25 protein-coding genes and 1 pseudogene are annotated in these 23,254 nt (G+C 42.5%); 22 read left to right on the top strand and 4 right to left on the bottom strand.

Features of this window, described 5'->3' with window-relative positions:
• Window positions 1-54: 54 nt before the first annotated feature.
• The 7 genes from I2F76_RS06385 to greA all read left to right on the top strand — a co-directional run bounded on the left by I2F76_RS06385 (window position 55) and on the right by greA (window position 8,352).
• Window positions 55-3,153: a DEAD/DEAH box helicase gene (locus I2F76_RS06385; protein WP_195487486.1), complete on the top strand. Its 3,099-nt coding sequence runs from the start codon at window positions 55-57 to the stop codon at window positions 3,151-3,153.
• A 55-nt stretch (window positions 3,154-3,208) separates the two neighbouring features.
• Window positions 3,209-3,859: a cystathionine gamma-synthase gene (locus I2F76_RS06380; RefSeq protein ID WP_155170094.1), complete on the top strand. Its 651-nt coding sequence runs from the start codon at window positions 3,209-3,211 to the stop codon at window positions 3,857-3,859.
• A gap of 9 nt (window positions 3,860-3,868) precedes the next feature.
• A complete protein-coding gene (gene murC / locus I2F76_RS06375) occupies window positions 3,869-5,203 on the top strand; it encodes a UDP-N-acetylmuramate--L-alanine ligase (RefSeq protein WP_195487485.1) in 1,335 nt (444 codons plus the stop codon).
• Window positions 5,204-5,284: 81 nt separating this feature from the next.
• A complete protein-coding gene (locus I2F76_RS06370; RefSeq protein ID WP_024054776.1) occupies window positions 5,285-5,701 on the top strand; it encodes a GNAT family N-acetyltransferase in 417 nt (138 codons plus the stop codon).
• A 12-nt stretch (window positions 5,702-5,713) separates the two neighbouring features.
• A complete protein-coding gene (locus I2F76_RS06365; RefSeq protein WP_195487484.1) occupies window positions 5,714-6,223 on the top strand; it encodes a GNAT family N-acetyltransferase in 510 nt (169 codons plus the stop codon).
• Between the two features lie 71 nt (window positions 6,224-6,294).
• Window positions 6,295-7,812, top strand: a complete 1,518-nt coding sequence (gene mltG, locus I2F76_RS06360; RefSeq protein ID WP_407700475.1) for an endolytic transglycosylase MltG — start codon at window positions 6,295-6,297, stop codon at window positions 7,810-7,812.
• A gap of 57 nt (window positions 7,813-7,869) precedes the next feature.
• Window positions 7,870-8,352 (top strand): transcription elongation factor GreA, encoded by a 483-nt coding sequence (gene greA / locus I2F76_RS06355; RefSeq protein WP_003005389.1) that lies wholly within the window; start codon window positions 7,870-7,872, stop codon window positions 8,350-8,352.
• Window positions 8,353-8,512: 160 nt separating this feature from the next.
• On the opposite strand, the gene yidC is transcribed toward greA, so the two are convergent.
• Window positions 8,513-9,430, bottom strand: a complete 918-nt coding sequence (gene yidC, locus I2F76_RS06350; RefSeq protein WP_003008377.1) for a membrane protein insertase YidC — start codon at window positions 9,428-9,430, stop codon at window positions 8,513-8,515.
• A 77-nt stretch (window positions 9,431-9,507) separates the two neighbouring features.
• The gene (locus I2F76_RS06345) at window positions 9,508-9,786 is read right to left on the bottom strand and encodes an acylphosphatase (protein ID WP_023918900.1); all 279 of its coding nucleotides are present in this window, start codon (window positions 9,784-9,786) and stop codon (window positions 9,508-9,510) included.
• 73 nt (window positions 9,787-9,859) lie between these two features.
• Here I2F76_RS06345 and I2F76_RS06340 point away from each other — a divergent pair, with 73 nt between their 5' ends.
• From I2F76_RS06340 to yidD, 14 genes and pseudogenes are all read left to right on the top strand, one after another.
• Window positions 9,860-10,606 carry a TrmH family RNA methyltransferase gene (locus I2F76_RS06340; RefSeq protein WP_049523730.1) on the top strand — a complete coding sequence of 249 codons (747 nt, stop codon included), beginning with the start codon at window positions 9,860-9,862 and terminating at the stop codon, window positions 10,604-10,606.
• A gap of 79 nt (window positions 10,607-10,685) precedes the next feature.
• Window positions 10,686-11,176: pseudogene (locus I2F76_RS06335) on the top strand (HDIG domain-containing metalloprotein).
• 28 nt (window positions 11,177-11,204) lie between these two features.
• Window positions 11,205-11,891, top strand: coding sequence for a Bax inhibitor-1/YccA family protein (locus tag I2F76_RS06330; RefSeq protein ID WP_195487483.1), 687 nt, complete (start codon window positions 11,205-11,207; stop codon window positions 11,889-11,891).
• 95 nt (window positions 11,892-11,986) lie between these two features.
• Entirely contained in the window at window positions 11,987-13,237 is a 1,251-nt protein-coding gene (locus I2F76_RS06325; protein WP_195487482.1) for a diaminopimelate decarboxylase, read from the top strand.
• 55 nt (window positions 13,238-13,292) lie between these two features.
• The gene (locus tag I2F76_RS06320; protein ID WP_195487481.1) at window positions 13,293-13,538 is read left to right on the top strand and encodes a YneF family protein; all 246 of its coding nucleotides are present in this window, start codon (window positions 13,293-13,295) and stop codon (window positions 13,536-13,538) included.
• Between the two features lie 77 nt (window positions 13,539-13,615).
• Entirely contained in the window at window positions 13,616-14,410 is a 795-nt protein-coding gene (gene racE, locus I2F76_RS06315; RefSeq protein ID WP_045759764.1) for a glutamate racemase, read from the top strand.
• On the top strand, window positions 14,407-15,384 hold the full coding sequence (locus tag I2F76_RS06310; protein WP_045759763.1) for a nucleoside-triphosphate diphosphatase: 978 nt from the start codon (window positions 14,407-14,409) through the stop codon (window positions 15,382-15,384). Before racE ends, I2F76_RS06310 begins: the two co-directional genes overlap by 4 nt.
• A complete protein-coding gene (locus tag I2F76_RS06305) occupies window positions 15,360-15,881 on the top strand; it encodes a metallophosphoesterase (RefSeq protein ID WP_195487480.1) in 522 nt (173 codons plus the stop codon). The genes I2F76_RS06310 and I2F76_RS06305 overlap by 25 nt, the downstream gene beginning before the upstream one ends.
• Window positions 15,878-16,339, top strand: coding sequence for a cyclic-di-AMP-binding protein CbpB (gene cbpB, locus I2F76_RS06300; protein ID WP_045759761.1), 462 nt, complete (start codon window positions 15,878-15,880; stop codon window positions 16,337-16,339). The genes I2F76_RS06305 and cbpB overlap by 4 nt, the downstream gene beginning before the upstream one ends.
• On the top strand, window positions 16,336-17,067 hold the full coding sequence (gene xerD / locus I2F76_RS06295; protein ID WP_195487479.1) for a site-specific tyrosine recombinase XerD: 732 nt from the start codon (window positions 16,336-16,338) through the stop codon (window positions 17,065-17,067). The genes cbpB and xerD overlap by 4 nt, the downstream gene beginning before the upstream one ends.
• Entirely contained in the window at window positions 17,067-17,786 is a 720-nt protein-coding gene (locus I2F76_RS06290; RefSeq protein WP_049514899.1) for a segregation/condensation protein A, read from the top strand. The genes xerD and I2F76_RS06290 overlap by 1 nt, the downstream gene beginning before the upstream one ends.
• Window positions 17,770-18,339: an SMC-Scp complex subunit ScpB gene (gene scpB, locus I2F76_RS06285; protein ID WP_009731504.1), complete on the top strand. Its 570-nt coding sequence runs from the start codon at window positions 17,770-17,772 to the stop codon at window positions 18,337-18,339. The genes I2F76_RS06290 and scpB overlap by 17 nt, the downstream gene beginning before the upstream one ends.
• Window positions 18,329-19,060: a pseudouridine synthase gene (locus I2F76_RS06280; protein ID WP_013904014.1), complete on the top strand. Its 732-nt coding sequence runs from the start codon at window positions 18,329-18,331 to the stop codon at window positions 19,058-19,060. Before scpB ends, I2F76_RS06280 begins: the two co-directional genes overlap by 11 nt.
• On the top strand, window positions 19,057-19,299 hold the full coding sequence (gene yidD, locus I2F76_RS06275; RefSeq protein ID WP_195487478.1) for a membrane protein insertion efficiency factor YidD: 243 nt from the start codon (window positions 19,057-19,059) through the stop codon (window positions 19,297-19,299). Before I2F76_RS06280 ends, yidD begins: the two co-directional genes overlap by 4 nt.
• Before the next feature lie 223 nt (window positions 19,300-19,522).
• On the opposite strand, the gene I2F76_RS06270 is transcribed toward yidD, so the two are convergent.
• On the bottom strand, window positions 19,523-20,962 hold the full coding sequence (locus I2F76_RS06270) for a TrkH family potassium uptake protein (protein WP_195424086.1): 1,440 nt from the start codon (window positions 20,960-20,962) through the stop codon (window positions 19,523-19,525).
• A gap of 5 nt (window positions 20,963-20,967) precedes the next feature.
• Window positions 20,968-22,323, bottom strand: a complete 1,356-nt coding sequence (trkA, locus tag I2F76_RS06265; protein WP_013904011.1) for a Trk system potassium transporter TrkA — start codon at window positions 22,321-22,323, stop codon at window positions 20,968-20,970.
• A gap of 333 nt (window positions 22,324-22,656) precedes the next feature.
• On the opposite strand from trkA, the gene trmL reads away from it, so the two are divergent.
• A complete protein-coding gene (gene trmL / locus I2F76_RS06260; RefSeq protein WP_155198804.1) occupies window positions 22,657-23,199 on the top strand; it encodes a tRNA (uridine(34)/cytosine(34)/5-carboxymethylaminomethyluridine(34)-2'-O)-methyltransferase TrmL in 543 nt (180 codons plus the stop codon).
• Window positions 23,200-23,254: the final 55 nt, after the last annotated feature.

Raw genomic sequence — 23,254 nt, 5'->3', positions numbered from 1 at the left:
TTAACTATACTTTGAAATATGGTATAATAAAGGGATTAATCTAAGGTGGTAAACATGGCAAAATTAATTCCTGGGAAGGTTCGTTCACAAGGGAGCCTTCTCTATGAAGCTGGGAAAGTTTCCCTTCAGGAAGTAAAAGAAAAATACCTGTATTTTCGGGTGGAAGAAGAAAGCTTGCGTTACAGTTTGGATGACGATGCCGTTTTTTGTAGCTGTACTTTCTTTCAAAAGAAAAAATTCTGTACACATTTGGCAGCTGTAGAAGCTTATCTGAAGAATGATGACAGTGGTAAAGCAGCTCTTGCAAGTCTTGAAGAAGATGCCACTGCAACAGAGGAAACTCAGGAAAAGGTCTCTTTTGGAAGTTTGTTTTTAGACCAGGTCCTTCCAAAAATCGAAAAGAAAGAGACCCGCTATGCCTTATCAGCCGTTGGGCAGGAGGACGAATACTCTGGTCAATTCTTGTGGACACTGCGTATTCGTCGCTTACCAGATGAGCGCTCTTATGTGATCAGAGATGTGCTAGCTTTTTTGCAGACCCTTCAGAAAGAAGGACACTTTGCCATTGGCAAAAGTTATTATGAACCCATTTCTTACTTAGAATTTGATCGGGCTAGCCAGGATGTGATCAATTTCCTACAAGGCTTGGTCACAGATGGTGGATCGAAAGAGCAAGATTTCTTTCCAAATGCTGGGCGCCATCTCTATTTTCCACCGACTCTTTTTGAAGAAGCTGTGGAATTATTGATGAATTTGGACTCTTTTCTCCTGCAATATAGCTTGTATGACTTTTCAGAGGTCTATTTTCAGGATGTCCATGGAGAGGAAGATCTCTTTCATTTTCAGGTGGAAGACCATGGTGATTTTTACGAATTGATCATTACTGAGCCACAGGTGAAGGTCGTCGAGTCTGCTGTTTATCTGTTTCGAAATGGTGTCTTCTATCACCTGACGCCCCAACAGCGGACTCTATGGAAGGCTATCCAGGATCTTCCAATGGACCAGGATCGCAAAAAACGCCTGCATTTTGATCCAACGGACCAGACCAAACTTTCCTATAGTTTAAAAGAGTTTAAAAAACTGGGGCAAATAACAGCTCCGACGAGCTTTCTAATCCATGATTTCACTCCAGAATTTCATTTTGATTTGGCACAGGACCAGACTGTTTTACTAGATGTGGTCTTTCAATACGAAGATCGTGCGGTGACCACGCGTGAGGAACTTCTCAATCTTCCTTATTCCAGTGATTTTGATAAGGAGCAAGAAGTCTTTGCAACCATGCTAGCAGCAGGTTTTACGGATGATTTTTCTTCTCAAAGAAGTCCGTTATCAAGTGAGCAAATCTATCCATTCTTTCACAAACAGATCCCGACTTTTGAAGCCTTAGGAGAGGTTGTCCTCTCTGATAGCCTTTTAGATCTTTATCAAGTGGAGCGTCCAAAAATTGATGTGAAAACTAATGGCAGTTTGCTGGAGATTGGCTTTGACTTTGAGAGTGTAGATCCAGCTGAAGTGGACCAGGTCCTCAAAGCACTGGTGGGGCAAGAAGATTATTTTGTCAGCCATACAGGAAAAGTTCTTGTCTTTGATGAAGAAACTAAGAAGATCAGTCGCGCTTTAGCAGATCTGCGCGCTAAGATGAGCAAGGGTGGGAAACTACAAGCTCGCCGGATTGCTGCTTATCAGCTATCTGATTTGTTGGCAGATCAAGACAATGTTCATTTTTCAGAAGAATTTCGAAATTTGGCTCATGATCTGACTCATCCAGAAGATTACCAACTCCCTCAGATGACAATCCAAGCAATCCTAAGGGATTATCAAGAGATCGGGGTCAAATGGTTCTCTATGCTGAATCATTATGGTTTTGGTGGTGTTTTAGCGGATGATATGGGGCTTGGGAAAACCCTGCAGACCATTTCCTTTTTGACCAGTGTTGCAAAAAAAGAAACTAAAATCTTAATTCTAGCTCCGTCCAGTCTCATCTACAACTGGAAACAAGAATTTTCAAAATTTGCTCCTCAGATGGAAGTGGCAGTCGTCTACGGCCTTAAGCAAACTCGCGATGAACTCATTGCAACCAATCCTCAGGTAGTCATTACGAGTTACGCCTCTTTCCGTCAGGATGTGGAGGAATACCAGAAAAATCAATATGAATACCTAATTCTAGATGAAGCTCAGGTCATGAAAAATGCCCAAACCAAGATTGCTCAACACTTACGTGGATTTGAGGTGCCGCATATATTTGCGCTATCTGGGACACCGATTGAGAACCATGTAGGAGAGCTTTGGTCCATTTTCCAAATTGTTCTTCCTGGTCTGTTTCCAGCTAAAAAAGAATTTCAAAAGTTGAGTCCTGAGACTATTGCGCGATTTGTCAAACCTTTTGTCCTGAGACGGAAAAAAAATGAAGTGCTCCAAGAATTACCGGACTTGATTGAAACAACCTATCACAATGAGCTGGACGAAAGCCAAAAAACGATTTATTTAGCCCAATTAAAGCAAATTCAAGATCGGGTTCGAAGTTCTAGTGAGGAAGAATTAAATCGGAGTAAGGTTGAAATTCTCTCAGGTCTCATGCGCCTTCGTCAAATTTGTGATACTCCAGCCCTCTTTATGGAAGACTATCAAGGAGATAGTGGAAAATTGGAGAGTCTTCGAGATCTTTTGGGTCAAATCAAGGATGGTGACCATCGAGTTTTGATTTTCTCCCAATTCAGAGGTATGTTGGATATCCTAGAGCAAGAGATTGATCAGCTCGGCATGACTTCCTTTAAAATCACGGGTTCCACTCCGGCTAAAGATCGTCAAGAAATGACCAATGCCTTTAATGCTGGAGAGCGCCATGCTTTTCTCATTTCTTTGAAGGCCGGAGGAGTCGGATTGAACCTCACTGGAGCCGATACCGTCATCTTAGTCGATTTGTGGTGGAATCCTGCAGTGGAAGACCAGGCTATTGGCCGTGCCCATCGAATGGGTCAGGAACAAAATGTTGAAGTTTACCGCATGATCACCCGTGGAACGATTGAAGAAAAAATCCAGGAACTCCAAGCATCTAAAAGACACTTGGTCTCAACGATTTTAGATGGAACGGAAACACGATCTAGTTTATCTGTTGAAGAAATTCGTGAGATTCTTGGAATTCAATCAGAATAGCTTGAAAAATTCTGTGAATAGTTTATAATTAAAGGAGTGTCGAAAGGAAGAAAACATGACAGAAAAATATTTTCCTCAAGTAGGGGATAATGAGTTGATGTTAACAGAGATGCCCCACATGAACCTGTATGATGAAACAGACTTGATTAGTAACATTACAGGCGATTATGTAGATAAAAATTATTTGGAATGGCAACCAATTGCTGAAAATACCAAACCCAAGCATCCCTATCATCAACCATTAGAAGAGCCCCTACCAAAAAGACGGCCAGTAAGAAAACCTGATTTTAAAGAACCGATTGATAAAAAAAGTCCTGCCAATCGTTATGCAGAGGAAGCTAGAGAGCGTGCGCGTGAAGATTTGAAAAAGAAACGTACAGCTCCCTACCTGACTACAGAGCCAATGGCTACCACAAGTAAGCGGAAAAAACCGTTTATTTCAGAACGAAAATCTGGTCAGCCAACAGCACCTTTCCAAAAGGAAAACCCGGGCGAATTGTTGAAATATAGCAAACGGTTGCGACAAGATCAGTTGATCCTTGCTGAGTTCGAATCTGCAGAAGAACCAGAAGTGGCAGAACCTACTGAAAAGAAAAACAATTATGATTTCTTAAAGACCAGCCAAATATACAATAAAGATCAGCACAAGTTGAAACCACAGCCGATCAAACAAGAATTGGATTTAACCCATCTAGATCAAGATTAAGGAGAAAACATGTCTAACACATACCATTTTATTGGAATTAAAGGGGCAGGGATGAGTGCTTTAGCTCTCATGCTTCACCAAATGGGACATACAGTTCAAGGGTCAGATGTTGAGAAGTATTACTTTACGCAACGTGGCTTGGAACAAGCAGGAATTAAAATTTATCCATTTGATGTGAAAAATTTAGAAGGCGACAAAATCCTCATTGCGGGGAATGCTTTCCGTCCAGATAACAATGTGGAAATCGCTTATGCAGATGAGCATGGCCTAACCTATAAACGCTACCATGAATTTCTTGGTGAATTTATGCGTGACTTTGTCAGCATGGGGGTTGCCGGAGCACACGGAAAAACCTCAACAACAGGGATGCTTTCTCACGTCTTATCAAATATCACCGATACCAGTTATTTGATTGGTGATGGAACAGGTCGTGGCTCTGCTGCCGCTAAATACTTTGTTTTTGAATCAGATGAGTATGAACGCCACTTTATGCCTTACCATCCTGAATACAGTATCATCACCAATATTGACTTCGACCATCCAGACTATTTCACAAGTTTAGAAGATGTCTTTAATGCCTTTAACGATTATGCTAAACAAATCAGTAAAGGACTCTTCATCTACGGGGAAGACAAAGAATTGCGTCGGATTAGCTCACCTGCACCAATTTACTACTATGGTTTTGATAAGGAGACGAACGATTTTGTGGCAAGCAACTTGCTTCGCTCAACGACAGGTTCAACCTTCAACGTTCATTTCCGTGGAGAAGATTTGGGGCAATTCCATATCCCAACATTTGGTCGTCACAACATCATGAATGCTACAGCAGTCATTGGTTTGCTTTACATTGCAGGATTTGATTTAGATTTAGTCCGCGAGCATTTGAAGACCTTTGCTGGAGTGAAACGTCGCTTTACTGAAAAAGTAGTCAATGGAACAGTGATCATCGATGACTTTGCGCACCATCCAACGGAAATTATTGCAACCTTGGATGCGGCCCGTCAAAAATACCCAAGTAAAGAGATTGTGGCCATTTTCCAACCACATACCTTTACACGGACCATTGCCTTGTTAGATGAATTTGCAGAAGCCTTGAATCAAGCAGATGCTGTTTACTTGGCACAGATCTATGGCTCTGCGCGTGAAGTCGATCACGGCGATGTGAAAGTTGAAGATTTGGAAGCAAAAATTGTCAAACGCTCAGCGATTATTACAGCTGAGAATGTTTCTCCTCTTCTTGACCATGATAATGCAGTCTATGTCTTTATGGGAGCAGGAGATATTCAAACCTATGAATACTCATTTGAGCGTTTATTATCTAGTTTGACACATAGTGTACAATAAGAGATGATTGAGTCTGGAATCTTTTGGTTCCAGACTCAAATTTATCTGTCCACTGAAGGAGTATGAGATGAGGAAAGCAGGATGATGATTCGATCAATCACCCCAGCTGATCAAGAACAGCTGCTGTTACTAGAAGAAGAACTTCATGGCAATGAAGGAAAGGAGCACAGGGCCACTCTTGAGGAAGCGCTAGGTTCGAAGGAAGCCATTTCTTTGCTTGCAGAGCAGGCGGGGGATGCTGTGGCTTACTTGTTGGCGACAGAAGACCAGCCTTTAAAAAGAGACCTAATTGTATTGCGACTAGCAGTGAGACCAGCCTTTCAAGGTCAAGGCTATGGTTCTATTTTAATCGCTGCTTTAAAGGATCTAGCTGTTCAAAAGGAAAAGGAAGCCATTTGGATCGATTGCCCAGAAGACTTACTATCTTATTTTTCCCAGCAAGGATTTCGAGATGAAGCTGAGTCTGATCGAGGTGTCCATATGGTTTGGGAACGATAGAAGGAGTAAATGATGAAAGAAAAGATTCACATTAGACAGGCAGAGCTGCAGGATTTGGATGCCATCGAGCGCATTGAGCTTGAGAATTTCTCAGAAGAAGAAGCGATTGCGCGTGAGATTTTAAAAGATCACATCGAAAAGATTCAAACGACATTTCTTGTAGCAGAGTGCCAGGGTCAGATTATAGGCTATTTAGAAGGACCTGTTAGACCGGAGCGCTATTTGATCGATTCCTCTTTTTCAGAGGTTGAAGATCTAAGTCAGTTAGAACAGGGCTTTATTTCCATTACGAGTCTATCCATTGCTAAAGAAGCTCAAGGACTTGGAGTGGGAACCCTTTTGCTTGAAGCGATGAAAGAGATTGCGTTGAAAGATAATCGCCAAGGGATCAATTTGACCTGTCATGATTATTTGATTCCTTATTATGAAAAGCAAGGATTTACCAATGAAGGCCGGTCAGAATCCCAATATGCGGGTGAAGTTTGGTACAATCTGGTCTGGGAAAATGAAAAACTTGATTAAATAGGTATTTTAAAGAAGAAAGGCGATTTGTATTGCTTTTCTAAATCTTTTAAGATATAATATTAAGGATTATGATGAGGGAGGTCAATTATTTGACTGATAAATCACAAGACAGTGAGAAGTTATTAAGCTTCAAAGAGCAGATCCTCAGAGACTTAGAAGAGGCCAATGAGCAACTTCTAAAGATCGAAAAAGAGTATGATCTACCTGATCGAAGCATTGAAACCCCTTCTTCACTGAAAGAGGAGGAAGAAGCAACACCACCTCCAAAAGTAGAAGAATCTGCGTTGGCTCCCAAAGAAGAACCAGTGGAGCCGGTACAGGCGACTCCTGCTGTGGAAGAAAAGAGTGAGCTTACAAAGCCTGCTAAAAAAGAACCAAGTCAGGAACCGGTAGAGGAAAGCTTATCGCGCTCTTCTCGTAACCAGCGCCAACAAAAACAAAAGAAACAAAATAAAATCGCTAAACGAATTGTGCGGACAGTGGTCAGCCTTTTGCTGATTGTGATCGTGGCTACAGGGATCTTTGCTGTGACCTATATCCATTCAGCTGTCAAGCCGATGGATAAAAATGCAACAGAATTCGTAACGGTTGAGATTCCAGCAGGTTCAAGTAATCGTGAGATTGGCGCGATCCTTGAGAAAAAAGGACTCGTGAAAAATGGTCAGTTCTTTAACTACTATACCAAGTTCAAGAACTATAGCAATTTCAAATCTGGTTATTTCAATTTGCAAAAGAGCATGGATCTAGAAACCATCATCCAAAAACTGCAAGAAGAGGGAACCAAAACTCCTCAGGCTCCAGTTCTTGGAAAGGTCACGATTCCAGAAGGTTATACGATCGATCAGATTGCGACGGCTATCACCACCAATGTCTCCACTAAGAAGGCAGGCAAGACTCCATTTAAGAAAGAAGATTTCTTGAAGGCTGTCCAAGACGATGCCTTTATTGAGAAGATGGTGGCCAAATATCCTAAGCTCTTGGCGAATCTGCCAAGTAAGGATTCTGGTGTTCGCTACCGTTTAGAAGGTTATCTCTTCCCAGCAACTTATAACTATGGGAAAGATACCACAGTGAAAGAGATGATCGATCAGATGCTTGCGGCAATGGATCAAAACTTAAGCCCATACTATGAAACACTTGAGAGCAAGAACATCAATGTAAACGAAGTATTGACTCTTGCTTCCTTGGTTGAAAAAGAAGGGGCGACGGATCAGGACCGCAAAGATATCGCGAGTGTCTTCTATAACCGCTTGAACCAAGACATGCCTTTGCAAAGTAATATTGCAATTCTTTATGCAGAAGGGAAACTTGGTCAAAAGACGACCTTAAAAGAAGATGCAACGATCAATACAGAGCTGGATTCACCTTATAATATTTATAAGAATACCGGCTTGATGCCTGGCCCAGTGGATAACCCTGGAGTATCAGCGATCGAAGCGGCGGTGAACCCAAGTAAGACCGATTACTTGTATTTTGTCGCAAATGTCGAAAATGGTGAAGTTTTCTTCGCTAAGACATACGAAGAACACAATAAAAATGTTGAAGAACACGTCAATAGTAAATTGACACAAGCAAGTTCAAACTAGAAAAAGCATGTGGCGCGTCCACAGCTTTTTCATTCAAATAATAGAAAGAGAAGAATAATGGCAGAAAAAACATACCCAATGACCCTAGCAGAAAAAGAAAAATTGGAACAAGAATTAGAAGAATTGAAATTGGTCCGTCGACCTGAAGTGGTGGAACGGATTAAGATCGCTCGTTCATATGGTGACCTCTCAGAAAACTCTGAGTATGAAGCGGCAAAAGATGAACAAGCTTTTGTTGAAGGTCAAATCTCTAGCTTGGAAACAAAAATCCGTTATGCAGAAATCGTCGATAGCGATGCAGTTGCAGTAGACGAAGTTGCGATCGGAAAAACCGTTACAGTTCAAGAAGTTGGCGAAACAGATGAAGAAGTATACAGCATCGTCGGTTCAGCAGGGGCAGATGCCTTTGCAGGGAAGATCTCGAACGAAAGCCCAATCGGTCACGCTTTGATTGGTAAAAAAACAGGTGACGTGGTCACTGTTGAAACACCAGCTGGAAGCTACCAAGTGAAAATTTTGAATGTAGAAAAAACAGCGTAAATATAAAGAGCAGGCTCTCCTATAGGGCTTGTTTTTTTGTGCTCTTAATCCCCTTGTGAGGGTGTAAATTTTTCGTTGATTGATTGAAAGGGATTAAAAAAGCACCTGAACTAGAGGGTTCAGGTGCTTAAGTAATTCCGCTAGAATTTAGAAGTTTGTACTACTTTCTATTGCGTTGTTTTCCTGCATTGCGGTTGTTTTTTGGTTTGTGTTGAATTTGTGTCGTTGCAGTTGGTGTAACGTCTTTTTTCACGCGGTGACTAGTCGCTTTTGGAGGATTGTTTTTGTATTCCTCAGCGACCCGTTTGCGAAGATTTGGACGAATCAAGTAGTTGATGACAAATTGTTGGATAATCTGGATGACCCCACCGACTACCCAGTAAAGAGTCACTCCGGCTGAAGAGATCAATGAGAAGACACCAATCATAATCGGACTCATCAGTGATGCTTTGCGCATGCTTTCCTTTTGGGTTTCATCTTCAATTCCATGAAGAGAGAGCATACTTTGGATATAGTAAAGAACTGCTACGATTGCTGTCAAGAGCAAGCTTGGTTTGCCGAGAGCAATGCCAAGGAAGCTACTATCTGCTACCCCTTTGGTGTGTTGAGCTGCAAAGAAGAGAGCTGAGAAGAATGGCATTTGGATCAAGAGTGGCAAACACCCAACTCCACCAAACATGCTAACTCCATTTTCACGTTGAGCAGCCATTAATTCCTGTTGCGCCAATAGCTTTTCTTCTTGTGTGCTAGCGTTCTTCATGCGCTCTTGGATTGGCCCAAGGATAGGTTTTAAGTAGTTCATCTTTTCAGATTGGTAGGTTGCCTTCCATGATTGGTACAAACCAAGTGGCAAGATGATTAACCGTACGATCAAGGTGACGATAATAATCCCGATCCCAAAGCCTAAGCCAAGGTTGTTGGCAAAGAATTTGATGGCTTCGCCCATTGGACGGCCAAGAAGATTCCAGATCAATCCAGTCGGATTTCCAGTTTTCCGATCGACACTCACGCATCCTGATAAGAAGACAAGCGAAGCTAGTCCCATCGATGCAAGTAATGCAAGTTTATTTTTTTTCACAAATAGTTCCTTCTTTTTTTTAATGTTACCTTTCTATTCTACTGTTTTTTTTGAAAATACACAATAGTTCTCTAGTCTTAATTTGCAATTTTGAAGTCTGTATAGTTTTCAAAGTTTGCGAGCGTAACATCTAAATAAGTCACATGCGCAAAAGGCGTAGGACCTTTGCGAATTTCTTGGATGAATTTGGCCATTTGGCTACTAGACTCTGCCTGTGCCAGAATGCCAACTGTTCCGTCGTCATTATTCCAGACACGGCCAGTGATCCCACCGATCTCTAAAGCAAGACTGTAGACTCCCCAGCGAAAGCCAACCCCTTGAACCCGTCCTTGGGCAATCATTTTTACCTTTTGCATGTGCGACCTCCTTGACTCGAAGAAATCTATCTGAGGTATGATTTCTTCTTTTTCTTTGTGCTATAATAGTTCTATGAATATTATAACGTCTAAATCCAATAATGTAATCAAAAATGCAAAAAAATTACATCAAAAAAAATACCGGACAGATTCTTATCTCATTGAAGGCTGGCATCTGTTTGAAGAGGCAGTAGAAAATCATGCGAAGATTCGGCAGGTCTTTGTTTTAGAAGCCTATTTAGACCGGGTAGAGGACATCCAAAAAGTCACTATCGTGACTCCGGAGATCTTAAGCCTCTTGGCAGATTCGAAGACTCCTCAAGGGATTGTCGCAGAGATTCTTCTAGAGCAGCCAGAGCTTCCGGATCAGCTACAAGGGCGATTCCTCTATTTGGAGGATGTACAGGATCCTGGCAATGTAGGGACGATGATTCGAACAGCAGATGCAGCAGGTTTTGATGGCGTCATGCTTTCGAAAGCCTCCGCTGATCTATACAGTCTCAAGACCCTTCGATCCATGCAGGGCAGTCATTTCCATATTCCTATCTGGAAACTGGATCGAGAAGAACTATTGGAGCGAGCTGCGCACTCTCATCTAGCAGTTCTCGCAACGACGCTTTCAGAAGCTTCCATTGACTACCGTCAGCTTTCTCAGACCGATCAGTTTATCCTGGTTATGGGGAATGAAGGAAATGGCATCAGCCAGGAAATGGCGGCACAAGCAGACCAGCTGGTTCATATTCCTATGCCAGGTCGGGCCGAGAGTTTGAATGTTGCAGTGGCAGCAGGAATTTTGATGTTTTCTTTAAGGAAATTTTGAGAAAAAGAAGTATACTTAAACTGTAAGAAGTTGATGGATGTTTTATTGGGAGAGCTTATCAACGAAAGGTGGTTATCTTATGCAATATCATCGTGACAAAGAATACATGACCTATGTGGGCCATCTGATCCAGCATCCTAAGGTTCAAAAATTAGCCGACATTCCCCACCATATTCATTCCAATCGTTTGGAGCATTCCATTCATGTGAGCTATACCAGTTATAAACTGGCTAAAAAATTTGGTTGGGATGCCAAAAGTACGGCTCGGGGTGGCCTCTTGCATGACCTCTTTTACTATGATTGGCGCGAGACCAAGTTTACCAAGAGTCACGCCTGGATCCATCCCCGCATTGCCGTGAGAAATGCGCGAAAGATTACAGATCTCAATGCCAAGGAAGAAGACATCTCATTAAACACATGTGGGGAGCTACCCTTGCCCCGCCTCGCTACAAAGAATCCTTCGTAGTGACCATGGTAGATAAATACTGGGCTGTTAAAGAAGCTTCAGAACCTTGGCGTAAAAAGATGGCTAAAAAGAGATTTTTTCATCGAAAAATGTTAAAATCGTAGTAAACAAATTTGAAAGGAACTTGTTAATATGTATAATGATTCAGTAATCCAAGAACAAAGTGGATTGAATGCTTTTTATAACAAAATCTACTCATTAGTTGGGATCGGTGTGGGGATTTCAGCCCTTGTGTCTGGCCTGATGATGACAGTCTTTCAAGACTTCTTCGTACAAATCTTGACAACCGCACCAATGGTTTACTACGCAGCAGTTGTTGTAGAATTGATCTTGGTCTTTGTTGCAAGTGGGAAGGCTGTTAAAAATAGCCCGTCTGCTCTTCCGATCTTCTTGATCTACTCAGCTTTGAATGGCTTTACCTTGAGCTTTATCATTGCTCGCTACATGCAAGCAACTGTCTATAAGGCTTTCTTGGTCAGTGCCTTGATGTTTATTGTCATGGGTGCTATCGGACGCGTCGTGAAAAAAGACCTGTCTGGAATGGGACGTGCCTTGATGGGAGTCTTGATCGGTGTGATCATCGCTTCTGTTGTGAACATGTTCTTGAGAAGTTCTGGCATGGATTACATCTTGAGTATTATCTCTGTCTTCCTCTTTGCAGGATTGACAGCTTGGGATAACCAAAAAATCCGCTATGTCTATGATCAAACCAATGGTCAACCTTCGACAGGCTGGGCAGTGGCCATGGCTTTGGAACTGTATCTTGACTTTATCAACCTCTTTATCAGCCTTCTTCGTAACTTCGGAAGAAACGACTAATCAAAGAGAGATTGAGCTGGGGCAATAGCCTCGGCTTTTTTTGTCTTCCGACTTGTGCTATACTTATAGTGACTACAGAATAGAAATGAGTACTTATGAAAACACCTTTTGTAACCCGTGAACAATTAGAAAGCCTGACCCAAGAATTTCCTACCCCTTTTCATCTCTATGATGAAGCAGGAATTCGTGAAACGGCTCGTGCCCTCCATCGAGCTTTTGCTTGGAATGAAGGATTTAAAGAATACTTTGCCATCAAGGCGACTCCGAACCCATCGATCCTAAAAATTTTGCAAGAAGAGGGCTGTGGAGTTGACACTGCCAGCTACGTCGAATTGTTAATGGCAGATAAACTTGGCTTTAGTGGAAAAGAGATCATGTTTTCTTCTAACAACACGCCAGCTGAAGAGTTCATCTATGCTCGTGAATTAGGGGCAACCATCAATCTGGATGCTTATGAAGACATTGCTTTCTTGAAGTCTGTGACCAGCATTCCCAAGGTCATTTCATGTCGCTATAATCCTGGTGGAGTCTTTGAACTGGGAACTGATATTATGGACAATCCGGAAGAAGCCAAGTTTGGCATGACCAAGGAGCAATTGATCCAAGCCTTTACCGAGTTGAAAGAACTGGGTGTGGAAGAGTTTGGCCTTCACGCCTTGTTAGCTTCTAATACAGTATCCAACGATTACTATCCAGAGCTAGCGCGTCAACTTTTTGAATTGGCAGTGGAAGTCGTCGAGAAAACAGGTGTCCATTTGGGCTTTATCAACCTCTCTGGTGGAGTTGGGGTCAATTACAAGCCAGAACAAGAACCAAATGATATTGCCATTATTGGGGAAGGCGTGCACCGCGTTTTTGATGAGATTCTCAAACCGGCAGGACTTGGTCATGTGAAAATCTATACCGAACTTGGTCGCTTTATGCTAGCTTCACACGGTCTTTTGGTAACCAGAGTGACGCATAAAAAGAAAACCTACCGGACCTATGTGGGTGTCGATGCTTCAGCTGTGAACCTTCTTAGACCGGCTATGTACGGTGCTTATCACCATATTACCAATATGGATCGTCCAGAGGAACCGACTGAAGTGGTCGATGTCGTGGGAAGTCTCTGTGAAAATAACGATAAATTTGCTAAACAACGAGAACTACCAGTGACGGAGATTGGAGATTTGCTCGTGATCCATGACACCGGAGCCCATGGATTTTCAATGGGGTATCAGTACAATGCCAAATTGCGTTCTGCAGAAGTTTTGCTTCAAGAAGATGGGCAGGCCCGTTTGATTCGTCGAGCAGAAAAACCAGAAGATTATCTTGCAACACTCTACGGCTTTGACATTGAAAAATAAGCGATTGTCTGATATAATGATAGTTATGTAAAAATAATGGATCGGAGAAAATTGTATGAATCTCTTTTTAGGAATTTTGTTGATTATTTTAGCTTTCTTTGGTGGGATGGTTGCAGGAATGTTCTTGCTTCGTCGTCAATTTGAAAAAGAATTTGCATCAAACCCACGTTTGAATGTTGAAGCAGTCCGTACGCTTTTAGGTGCGAGCGGCCAACGTCCAAGCGAAGCAAAAGTTCAACAAGTCTATCGCCAAATTATGAACCAACAAAAATCAGCAATGGCGAAAAACAAGAAAAAATAAGAGTGGGGCAATCTCACGATAATAAATGAGAGGGGCTTGGAGGAATTTCTTAGTCCCTCCTTTTGGAAGGAAGAGATATGGATAACCGACCGATTGGTTTTTTAGATTCTGGAGTAGGGGGCTTGACTGTTGTCCGCGAATTGCTCCGTCAGCTTCCTCACGAAGATGTCGTCTATATTGGAGATTCAGCGCGTGCACCTTATGGTCCTAGACCAGCAGACCAAATTCGCGAGTATACTTGGCAGATGGTGAACTTCCTTCTGACCAAAAATGTCAAGATGATTGTCTTAGCCTGTAATACAGCGACGGCAGTGGTTTGGGAAGAAGTCAAGGAGAAACTTGATATTCCTGTTTTAGGAGTGATTTTGCCCGGAGCTTCTGCAGCCATTAAATCGACGACCCATCAAAAAATTGGGGTCATTGGGACACCGATGACGGTTTCTTCTGGAATTTATAAAGAGAAGATTCAAAGTCTAGCACCAGACATGGAAGTCAGCAGTTTAGCTTGTCCCAAGTTTGTTCCTTTAGTGGAATCAAACGAGTTGGCATCCAGTGTGACCAAAAAGGTGGTTTATGAAACCCTAAAACCACTAGTTGGAAAGGTTGATACCTTGGTCTTGGGATGCACCCATTATCCCCTTTTAAAACCGATCATTCAAAATGTGATGGGACCGGATGTCAAATTGATTGATAGTGGGGCAGAGTGTGTTCGGGATATCTCCGTTTTATTAAACTATTTTGAGCTCAATAAGAGCCGCGAACTCTTAGAGCAGACCTACCGCTTTTATACCACTGCAAATGCTAATAGCTTTGCAGCGATTGCCGAAAAATGGCTAGAACGTTCAGTGAATGTGGAGCACGTAAATTTATGAGTGACAAACTATTTGAATACAAAGATTCCCAAGATTGGTATATTGCCCAATGGGGAGAAGATGCAGACTACAACCAATTTAGTCAAGTTCCTGCGGAAGCTTCCACTCTTTTAGACCAGCTGGAACTTCTCTTTGCCAAGGATCCTGAAGGATTTCCTCTCAATCTATCGGTGATGCGCTATGGATCAGCCTTTCGTTTTCTAACCTTTTTGACTGAAATCTTGAATGAAGTCAAGGGAAGATCTTTTGAAATTATCCAGCGTCAAGGAGCCTTACTCTTGGTTGAAAAAGGGAAATTGCTCTATTTGCATTTGCCAAGTGATGGGCTGGATTTGGAAGCCTTCTTGGGTCAAGACAAGGTCAAAGATACGATTCTTATTGCAACTCGAAATGAGGGAAAAACCAAAGAATTCCGTAATATGTTTGAAAAGCTGGGCTTTGAAGTAGAAAATCTCAATCAATACCCAGAGCTTCCAGAAGTCGAAGAAACAGGGATGACCTTTGAAGAGAATGCTCGGCTAAAAGCTGAAACCATCGCAGAGCTAACTGGGAAAACAGTCTTAGCGGATGATTCAGGTTTGAAGGTAGATATCTTGGGAGGCTTACCAGGAGTTTGGTCAGCTCGCTTTGCGGGAGTTGGTGCGACAGATGCGGAAAATAATGCGAAATTGTTGCACGAATTGGCCATGGTCTTTGACTTGAAAGACCGTTCAGCCCAGTTCCATTCGACCTTGGTGGTCGCAAGGCCAGGCAAGGAAAGCTTGGTGGTGGAAGCTGATTGGCCAGGCTATATTAATTTTGAACCTAAGGGTGAAAACGGGTTTGGCTATGATCCACTCTTCTTAGTTGGGGAAACGGGCCGTGCTGCCGCTGAATTAACACTTGAAGAAAAAAATACACAATCGCATCGTGCTTTAGCTGTTAAAAAGTTATTGGAGGTATTTCCATCATGGCAAAGCAAACAATCATCGTGATGAGTGACTCGCATGGAGACCGCTCCATTGTTGAAGCTATTAAAGAAAAATACCTAGGCCAGGTCGATGGGATCTTTCACAATGGGGATTCTGAGCTAAAAAGTGACGATCCTGTCTGGGAAGGGATTCACGTTGTTCAAGGGAACATGGATTTTTATGAGGGCTATCCAGAACGCTTGGTGACCCAACTAGGGCCAACACGAATCATCCAGACCCATGGGCATCTCTTCCAGATCAATTTTAGTTTTCAAAAATTGGATCTGTGGGCCCAAGAGGAAGAAGCAGATATCTGTCTTTACGGCCACCTTCATATCCCAGATGCTTGGAAGGAAGGAAGAACCCTCTTTGTGAATCCTGGATCGATCAGTCAGCCACGCGGTCTGATTCGAGAGTGTCTCTATGCTAAAATTGAGATAGATGATTCTCATTACAAGGTAGAGTACTACACGAGAGACCATGTATTGTATCCTGAATTGACAAAGGAGTTTAGCAGATGATAGCAAAGGAATTTGAACGTTTCTTGCTGGCGCAGGAAGAGACGTTCTTAACTCCAGCCAAAAATTTAGCGGTCTTGATTGATAACCACAATGTAGACCATGCTGTCTTGTTGTTGAGCCAGATTAGCTATAGTCGTATTCCGGTAGTGACGGATGAACGCAAGTTTGTGGGGACGATCTCCCTAACGGATATTCTATCTTATCAATTGAAACACGAGATTCCTGAGGAGACTTTTGCCTCGATGGATATCGTAGACGTTGCAAAAAAAGAGGTCGGGGTCATCGGCTTAGACTTCAATTTGACAGAAGTCCTGCACAAGTTGGTGGATGACTCTTTCCTTTCGGTGGTGGATGAAGAAGGCTATTTCCAAGGGATTATTACACGGAAATCGATTCTTAAAGCCATCAATTCGCTCATGCATGATTTTTCAAATGAATACGAGATGATTCCAAAATGAAAGAATTTATTGCAAGTTTTATTGATCAAAAAGAATTAAGTGAAAATTCTCAGTCTGCCTATTTCTATGATTTGGACCAATTTATTGAGTCGATCCATGGAAAAGTGACACCGACAAATTTGAGAATTTACCAAGCTTCGATTAAAGATTTTAAACCGGCGGTTCAAAAACGAAAATTATCTGCCGTCAACCAATTTTTATATTATTTGTATCAAGAACGCTTTATTTCTGAATACCATCGTTTGGTCTTGCCTAAAATTCAACCGCCCAAGACCCATGATCGGGAATTGTTGGATCTGACCCATTTTTGGGAAGAATCAACCAACCCTCAGGGACGCTTGATGGCCTTGTTGATTCTGGAGATGGGCTTGTTGCCAAGTGAGATCCTCCAAGTCAAAGTCGAAGATATTCAGCTGGACTTTCATGTCATTCGAGTGGGCAAAGATGGCCAAAAACGGGTTTTAAAGGTTCCAGAGCCGTTACTGGATGAATTGCAACTCTTCCTAGATGGTATTTATCTCTTTGATAATAAAGGAAAATCATACTCCCGTCAGTGGGGATTCCGACAATTAGAAGCCTTCTTGATCGAAAAAGGGAATCAAGACCTTTCGGCACAATCGATTCGTGAGCAATATATTTTGAAACAACGAGAACTCGGTGTGGATCTTTTTAGTATTGCGCGTGAATTGGGCCTAAAAACCATGGTGACATTAGAAAAATATAAATAATGGATATTAAAATTAAAGATTTTGAAGGGCCTTTGGACCTCTTGCTCCACTTGGTCTCTAAATACCAGATGGATATTTATGAGGTCCCCTTGATTGAGGTGATCGAACAGTATCTGGCTTATCTGGCGACCCTCCAGGCTATGAAACTAGAGGTAGCAGGAGAATACATGCTGATGGCTAGTCAACTAACCTTGATCAAGAGTCGAAGACTTCTTCCTAAGGTTGCAGAGGAGATGGATGAAGCAGAGGATCTCGAGCAGGACCTCCTTTCTCAATTGGAAGAGTACCGTACTTACAAGCAATTAGGAGAGTTGATGGCCTCACAGCACGAGGAGCGCGCCCTCTATTATTCAAAACCAAAGATGGAATTGATTTATGACGATACCGAATTACTTCATGATCGCACCACGGTGGATCTCTTCTTGGCTTTCTCAAAACTATTGACCAAGAAAAAAGAAGAATTCCGCCAGAACCATACAACCATTGTAAAGGATGAATACAAGATTGAGGATCTGATGGACCAGTTGCGTCACCGATTCCACGATCGCTCACAAGTTCTCTTGCAGGACTTGTTTCTAGAAGCAACGGATCTCCAAGAGGTCATTACTCTATTTCTTGCAACCCTTGAATTGATCAAGATTCAAGAAGTAACGGTGATCCAGGATAGGGCTTTTGGAGAAATTTACTTAAATAGGATTGAACATGAGCAAATTAGCTGAAATTGAAGCACTCTTATTTGTAGCGGGTGAAGAAGGAATTACTGCCAGACAAATCGCAGACCTTCTCTCTTTACCTCCGACAGGTGTGGTGCAAAGTTTAGAAAAATTAAGCCAAAAATACCAGGAGGACACAGATACCAGTCTGTGTTTGATGGAGACAGCTTCCCGTTATAAATTGGTGACAAAGGCAGACTACGCTTCGGTTTTACGAGACTATTCTAGAACGCCCATGAACCAAAGTTTGTCTCGGGCTGCCCTCGAAACCTTATCAATCATTGCTTATAAGCAACCGATCACCCGTGTGGAGGTCGATGATATTCGGGGTGTCAATTCCAGCGGTGCCATTACCAAACTACTATCATTTGATCTGATCCGAGAGGATGGGAAAAAAGAAGTCCTCGGGCGCCCCAATTTGTATGTCACGACGGAGTATTTTTTGGATTATATGGGAATCAATCATTTGGAGGAATTACCAAAGGTTGAGGAAGTGGACATTGATCCAGAAGAAGGTCAATTATTTTCAGAGAGAACAGAGGAACTAGATGAGAATTAACAAATATATTGCCCATGCAGGCGTGGCTAGTCGTCGCAAGGCCGAAGAACTGATCAAGCAAGGCTTGGTTACAGTAAATGGTCAAGTTGTGCGTGAATTAGCGACCATTATTAAGACCGGTGATCAGGTTGAAGTAGAAGGCACTCCAATCTACAACGAAGAAAAGGTCTACTATCTTTTAAATAAGCCACGTGGCGTCATCTCTAGTGTATCGGATGATAAAGGGCGGACAACAGTCGTTGACCTTTTATCTCAAGTGCCAGAGCGTATCTACCCTGTAGGACGTTTGGACTGGGATACATCTGGTGTCTTGATTTTGACCAATGATGGTGATTTTACAGATGAGATGATTCACCCACGTAATGAGATTGATAAGGTCTATGTGGCTCGTGTCAAAGGGATTGCCAATAAGGAAAATTTGCGTCCCTTGACACGAGGGGTGACCATTGATGGCAAGAAAACCAAGCCAGCGACTTACGAGATCTTAAAAGTGGATGTTGAAAAGAACCGTTCAGTGGTTCAGTTGACCATTCATGAAGGGCGCAACCACCAGGTCAAAAAGATGTTTGAAGCTGTAGGACTTTTAGTGGACAAACTCTCCCGAACCCAGTTTGGAAACCTAGATGTCTCAGGACTTCGTCCGGGTGAATACCGTCGCTTGAACAAAAAAGAAATTAGCCAGTTGCACAATCTAGCAGTGACTAAATCTAAAAAATCATGAAAAAAATCCTGATTGCTATGGTCAGAGGCTATCAAAAATGGATCTCTCCCCTATTTCCGCCTTCTTGTCGCTTTCAACCGACCTGTTCCAATTATATGATCCAAGCGATTGAACGCTTTGGTGTGAAAGGTGTCTTGATGGGGGTTGCTAGAATCTTGCGATGCCATCCTGGTACCCAAGCGGGACCAGACCCTCTGCCAGACCACTTTAGTCTGAGACGAAATGAAGAATCAAAGTAGGACGATCACAAATAAACAGAAATGAGAGTGGGACAGAAATCGGTAATTCGTTAGAATTCGATTTCGTTGTCCCACCTCCGCACAGTTGAGTAGGGCTGTAAAAGCTGATGAAATCAGCGTTGTAGAGCCCACTCAACCACTGCGTCTTGCTCGACAATCCAAAAACAATTAAGAGGCTAGGACTTTTGTCCCAGCCTCATTTTTTTATAACACTCTCGTTTTATCAACGTTTAGACCATGTTTTAGGCAGGAAGAGCAGAATCATTGGATAGATTTCAAGCCGTCCGGCAATCATGGCTAAGGAAAGTAACAGTTTTGAAATCGGACTAAAGATGGAGAAGGTTTGACCCGTACCAATCATAGGTCCAATATTGTTGAAACAACTAAAGACAGCACTGACAACCGTCATGAAGTTATTGTTGTCTAGACTCACTACAAAGAGTAAGCCGATCGTAATAAAACTGTATATTGTAAAGTACTTGAGGATCTGATGTTGGGTATCCTTATCGAGTATCGTATCGTTGACATGCAAGGTCAAAACGCGATTTGGAGACAAGGTCGAAAGAACCTGATTTTTTGCGATTCGCCACAAGGTCAAGCACCGAATGACTTTTAACCCCCCAGCGGTCGAGCCAGCAGACCCACCGATGACCATCAGCATCAAGAGGATGAACTGAGAAAAGAGAGGCCATTTTTCCGTCGTTCCATAACCAAAACCGGTGGTGGTGATGATATTGGACACTTGGAAGAAGGAAATCTCAAAGCTCTTCGCAACATTAGCATAGAGATGAAGGCAATTGTAGGCAATCAATACGCTAGATAGGATTACAATAGTGATGTAGGTCCGCAATTCCTCATCTTTAAAGAAGGCCTTGAATTTTCGGATCATAAGGAAGTAGTAGAGGTTAAAGTTAACCCCAAAGACCAAGACCCCGATACTGACCAAATAGGTGATCAAACTACTATTGTAGTGAGCGATCCCATCATTAAAGACGGTAAAACCCCCAGTACCAGCTGTCCCCATGGCGATGACAAAACTATCATAAAGGGGCATGCCGGCAAGGAAATAAAGAACCACAAAGAGGAAGAACAAACCCAAGTACAAGAAGTAGAGAATTTGAGCCGTGTTTTTTAATTTGGAAACGACCTTGCCAAACACTGGACCAGGAACCTCTGCCTTCATGACTTCCAGGTGGCTGTTCTTGTTGTTGTCCATAATAGCCAGAGCAAAAACCAATACTCCCATCCCTCCGATTAAGTGGGTAAAACTGCGCCAAAAGAGAAGGGAGTGACTAAGGACACTGACATCGTCTAAAATCGTTGCCCCTGTTGTTGTAAAGCCCGAGCTAATTTCAAAGAAGGCATCGATGATGTTTGGGATTTGTCCGGAAAAAACAAAGGGAAGGGCACCAAAGAAGGACCATAAGATCCAACAGAGGGCCACAATTAGGACTCCTTCCTTGGCATAGATATGAAAGTCTTTGGGTTTTTGAAAACTCCCAAGAAGTCCAAGTCCAAGTAAGATGGCCATGGTTGCCCCAATAGAGATAAAGACCTTGGCAGGTTCCCGATAGATTGCAGCGACCACTAGGGGAACGATTAGGAGACCTGCCTCGATTAAGAGGAGTTTGGATAAGAGGTAACGAATCATGCTTCTATTCATCAGGCTTACCTCTCAAGTAGATCGTAGATTTTAGTGACATTTTGAATCAAGGTGGTCACGATAATCCGATCCCCTACCATCAAACGGTCATCCCCATTCGGGAAAATAGCCTTGCCGTTTCGAATAATGGCAGCGATCAAAACGCCCTTCTTCAATTTCAATTCAGAGAGGGGATATTGGGTTAGTTTATTGTCTTCCTTGATTTGGAACTGCAAGGTTTCAATCCGGCCGTTTGCGACATGGTGCAAGGCTTCTAGGTTTGAGAACTGTGCATTGTAGCGCCCGCGAATAAAGTGCATAATGGTGTCTACAGCGATGCGTTTTGGAGTGACAATACTGGTCATATCCTGATCGCCAATGATCTCCAACAGACTGGTTCGGTTGACTTTGGTAATGTTCTTTTTGACTCCGACAGAATCCAAGAACATGGAGGTGATGATGTTTTCTTCATCGACCCCTGTCAAAGTAGCCACAGCATCAAAATTATTGGCACTCTCTTCTAAAAGAATGTCTTTAGCGGTTCCGTCTCCATGGACGACATAGAGGTCAGGGAATTCTTGGCTAAAGAATTCAGCTCGTTCGCGATTGACCTCGATGACCTTGAGATCGATTTTGCGGCGCACATCCTGGAGAATATTGAGCAGATAGTAGGCAATTTTTCCGGCACCAATCATCATCATGCTCTTAATGACTTGAGGTCGGACATTGTTGTGGAAGAGAACGATCTCGATCCTATTTCCTGTCACGAAAATCTTGTCTTGGGGCTGCAAAACAAAGTCTCCATTTGGAATCGTGAGTTCATTGCCACGCTCGATCGCACAAACAATGACATTTCCGTATTTCTTTCGGAATTGGGATAGGCTCATATCGCAGAGATTGCTATCTGGCTTGATCTTAAATTCCATCAAGGCAACACGGCCGTTTGCAAAATGCTCCACAGAAAGGGCATTTGGGAAGTCAATGATATTAGCAATATAACGAGCTGTCAGCAATTCAGGATTGACAACCAGGGAGAAGCCCAAGATATTTTTTTCCTTGAAGTAGGAATTGGAATATTCCGGATTCCGCACCCGAACGATGGTTTCTTTGGCTCCCATTTTTTTAGCTAAAACAGCAGAAACCATATTCACTTCGTCGTACTCGGTCATGGAAATGAAGATATCGCAGTCTTCAACATCTGCTTGCTCCAAGACCTTGAAGTTTGCGCCATTTCCTAAAATCCCAATGATATCAAACCGTTTGGTAATATGGTTGAGAACGGATTCGTCTTTTTCGATCAAAATAACATCGTGGTTTTCAGCAACGAGAGAACGACAAAGGGCCGTTCCGACCTTTCCTCCACCAACAACAATAATTTTCATAGATTACCTCCAGAGTATGCTTCTATCATACTCTATTTTCAAGAAAAATTCATCTATTTTAAGGACTTTCTGGAGGAATCTTACCAAGCTAAGAACAAGTGGGAAAAATTGTCAATATAGAAGAATGAGGAGGGATCGAAAACTTTGATAAAGTTTCTTAAAAAAATCTAAAAAAACTATTGACAGGAGCTTCAAAAGTGATATACTTAAAAAGTACCTTCGTTGATTTACCTCAAACCTGTTGTGAGTTAAGTTAATGAAGCTGTAACCACGCTGTTTGCTGAGCTTGACTCCGGGCAGTGTGGCTATTTTTTTATCAGAAAGAGATCGAGTATGAATATTGAAGAACTGGACTACCAAGAGTCAGCAGCTCAAAACCACATCGTCTTGTTCCAACCTCAGATTCCACAAAATACGGGCAATATTGCACGGACCTGTGCGGCAACCAATTCTCCCTTACATATTATTCGTCCCATGGCTTTTCCGATCGATGATCGCAAGATGAAGCGAGCAGGACTCGATTACTGGGACAAGCTGGATGTCCGTTTCTATGATAGCTTAGAAGAGTTTATGGAAGCAGCGCGTGACGGTCAGGTGCACTTGGTGTCTAAGTTTGCAAATCAGACTTATTCGGACGTTTCTTATCAGGATGGGAAATCCCATTATTTCTTGTTTGGACGCGAGGACAAAGGATTGCCGGAAGATTTTATGCGTCAGCACGAGGAGAAGACTATTCGCATTCCGATGAATGACGAGCATGTTCGTAGTTTAAATGTCTCCAATACCGTCTGCATGATTGTTTATGAGGCGCTCCGCCAGCAAGGTTTTAAGGGGCTGGAGTTGAGCCATCGTTATGAGCATGACAAGCTCAAATAAGAACGAAAAATTAAAAGACGAACGGTGTAATCTATCAAGTTACAAAAACTTGCCT

Origin of the sequence: Streptococcus parasanguinis, from assembly GCF_015557775.1 — a bacterium.
Taxonomy (GTDB): domain Bacteria; phylum Bacillota; class Bacilli; order Lactobacillales; family Streptococcaceae; genus Streptococcus; species Streptococcus parasanguinis_AA.
The sequence above is the reverse complement of the archived record's forward strand: the minus strand, read 5'-3'. Positions and strand labels throughout refer to the sequence as shown.